This window comes from Candidatus Omnitrophota bacterium, from assembly GCA_014728045.1.
Lineage (GTDB): Bacteria > Omnitrophota > Gorgyraeia > Tantalellales > Tantalellaceae > WJMH01.
The window spans coordinates 1-2,198 of sequence record WJMH01000011.1; the positions used below are offsets into that span (position 1 = coordinate 1).

At 51.1% G+C, this 2,198-nt stretch carries 4 protein-coding genes and 2 tRNA genes; all 6 read left to right on the forward strand.

The window, feature by feature from the left end; translation table 11 throughout:
- Positions 1-55: 55 nt before the first annotated feature.
- The 6 genes from GF409_04025 to GF409_04050 all read left to right on the forward strand — a co-directional run bounded on the left by GF409_04025 (position 56) and on the right by GF409_04050 (position 2,076).
- Positions 56-141, forward strand: a tRNA-Ser gene (locus GF409_04025).
- A gap of 27 nt (positions 142-168) precedes the next feature.
- A complete protein-coding gene (locus tag GF409_04030) occupies positions 169-666 on the forward strand; it encodes a hypothetical protein (GenBank protein MBD3426385.1) in 498 nt (165 codons plus the stop codon).
- Between the two features lie 172 nt (positions 667-838).
- Positions 839-1,108, forward strand: a complete 270-nt coding sequence (locus GF409_04035) for a hypothetical protein (protein MBD3426386.1) — start codon at positions 839-841, stop codon at positions 1,106-1,108.
- Between the two features lie 3 nt (positions 1,109-1,111).
- A complete protein-coding gene (locus tag GF409_04040) occupies positions 1,112-1,675 on the forward strand; it encodes a hypothetical protein (protein MBD3426387.1) in 564 nt (187 codons plus the stop codon).
- Complete coding sequence (locus GF409_04045) at positions 1,672-1,962, forward strand: hypothetical protein (GenBank protein MBD3426388.1); 291 nt, start codon at positions 1,672-1,674, stop codon at positions 1,960-1,962. Before GF409_04040 ends, GF409_04045 begins: the two co-directional genes overlap by 4 nt.
- A gap of 38 nt (positions 1,963-2,000) precedes the next feature.
- Positions 2,001-2,076, forward strand: a tRNA-Asn gene (locus GF409_04050).
- The last annotated feature ends 122 nt before the right edge of the window (positions 2,077-2,198 follow it).

Sequence of the window (2,198 nt, forward strand, 5' to 3'; positions counted from 1 at the left end):
AGAGAAATCCTTCGAAGATGTGAGGAACGAAGACAAAGGATCTCGCGGAAATAGAGGAGGGCGCCGCGGAAAGGTCCGCAACCCGGCTTGAACCCGGGGGTACATGAGAGTGTAGGGGTTCGATTCCTCCGCCCTCCGCCACTCATTAATTATACATGGGAGTATTACATGTCCAAGAAAACCAAGCCGGCTGAGATAGCCGCAGAACTGAAACAGAGATACCCGGTAATCTATGCCGAGATCGCCAACCCGAAGGAGCGGGCTCCCCAGAAGATACTGAACTCCATATCCGACAGGGCCCAGAAGTTGGCGGATGGTAGAATAATCAAAGTCCCCGTAATCAAGAACTCTTTCTTGGCAGAAGCAAGGATATTCCAAGAAGCGCAGTATTGCACTGCTATCGAAATCATTTCCTTCAAACCCAATAAGAAGGCCTCGGCTGCGGCTGAGAAACGTTTGGTGAATATCCTATTCCATCTAATAGAAAATGACTACCACCGGGCAACAGATTTCGTAGAAGAAGTGCGGGGAGCCGTCTACAAGTCTCGGGAACATCAAGAGTTCCAGCGAGAAATCGATACTTTCGAGAAGGAAGTTCAAGCCCTTGGTAAGAAGTACGATTTCGATTATGATAGGGACATCGGTATATACGCCGAAGTAGCCTAGGTAGGTGTGACAGAAGTACATACGGCCTATGTACAAGTCGAGGCTCTTGGCGAAGAAGACACCCTGGAAGAGGCGAAAGAAGCCATTGCCGAGGGTCAAGAGTTTGATGTAGAGTATTCTCATACACTAGAACCTGACACTTGGACAGTGACAGAAGTTTAGGAGTATTGTTATGCGAAGACGACAGCCCGACCCCAGGATCAAGAGAGATGAGCTCGGTTCGTTCACCATGAACGGAAAGAGGTTCGTCGTCAATCTCCGCCCCGGGGTGCCAAGAAACGCCTGCATTGAGGAGTTCCGTGGCGATCTTCGGTGCTGGGCCAGCCATACCTGGCTCACGGATGAAGCTGCCGCCTTTGTTCGAAACAACGCCACTCAGACTGAGAACAACGCCTTTGTCTGGTTAGACAAAGTTCGAGTAAGGGAAGTTCATCGAGGCTAATAGATGGGATGCATGCACACCGTAGCCCGCCGAGATTCTCTTGCTTACAAGGTTTTCCTGTTAGCCGCTACCGCCAGGGACATCTGGTTAAACAACCGGTATATAGACCGGTATATAGGAGACTTCAGTGCTACGGTGCAGAAGTACTACACAGGGATTAGCTTGAAGCGCTACCTGTTCTTAGTTTTTGTAGAACTTCCGCTAATCTACTTGACCAGCGCGCTAACATGGGCAGTCCTTCCGCTTACCATTGCCTATCCCTTTTACCGGGCAGGTCAGCACTGGCATGAGTTCCAGTTTAGCGTGTTCCAAGCGCCCCTCCTTACTGCAGCATTGGCGATGCTCACCTTCATTGTAGTGGGCGGGATTTGCTTTCTAGCCTTGAGGTGGGCAGAAAGCGAGCCCCCGAAAATTTCCCGCCGGATAAAGAGCTGGCTCATTTCGGTTCCAGATGAGGACATAGAAAAGTATCCTGGTCCCGTACATCTGCTGAAGAAGTGTATTGCCGGGTCCAAAGAGCGACGCGCTAAGCAGATTACCTGGGACAGAGGAGGGAGGATAAGATGATGCTGGGACCCAAAGGGTTTGTCTGGAGCATAAGAAGTACCGTCCTCATTCTCTTTCTCGCCCTTCTTACCGGCGGACTATCCGACAAGATCCTCGAAGCAATGGTCGAGATTTGGAGGGAGGAGAAGGCAAAGAAGGCATTACTCCAAGAAGAGTCCAAAAAGACCCTTTTGGCAGAAAGAACAGAGTCCTGGAAAAGGATACTGCTGCCTGCCCAGGCCTTGGGGATGCCGATGCCCACAGCGAAGGAGGTAGCCTTCTACACAGAGGAAGAGGTGGAGCCTTAGAAGCCCTAGAAAAGCTCCTTCTTTCCTACCAGACACATTCCCCGGTAGCTCAGCTGGCAGAGCAAGCGGCTGTTAACCGCTGGGTCGCAGGTTCGAATCCTGCCCGGGGAGCCATCCATATACCATAAGGAGTGTTACCATAATTGGAGAGGTCGTGCCAAAGACCTGCGGGAAAGGGGTCAGACTTGGATCCTAGTGAACTGGAACTAGTCCAAGGATTGATCCGGAAGCTTGAC

What these genes read in the sequence shown, in the direction of transcription:
- GF409_04030 (MBD3426385.1), top strand. Translation starts at nt 169, where the DNA reads ATGTCCAAGAAAACCAAGCCGGCTGAGATAGCCGCAGAACTGAAACAG.
- GF409_04035 (MBD3426386.1), top strand. Translation starts at nt 839, where the DNA reads ATGCGAAGACGACAGCCCGACCCCAGGATCAAGAGAGATGAGCTCGGT.
- GF409_04040 (MBD3426387.1), top strand. Translation starts at nt 1,112, where the DNA reads ATGGGATGCATGCACACCGTAGCCCGCCGAGATTCTCTTGCTTACAAG.
- GF409_04045 (MBD3426388.1), top strand. Translation starts at nt 1,672, where the DNA reads ATGATGCTGGGACCCAAAGGGTTTGTCTGGAGCATAAGAAGTACCGTC.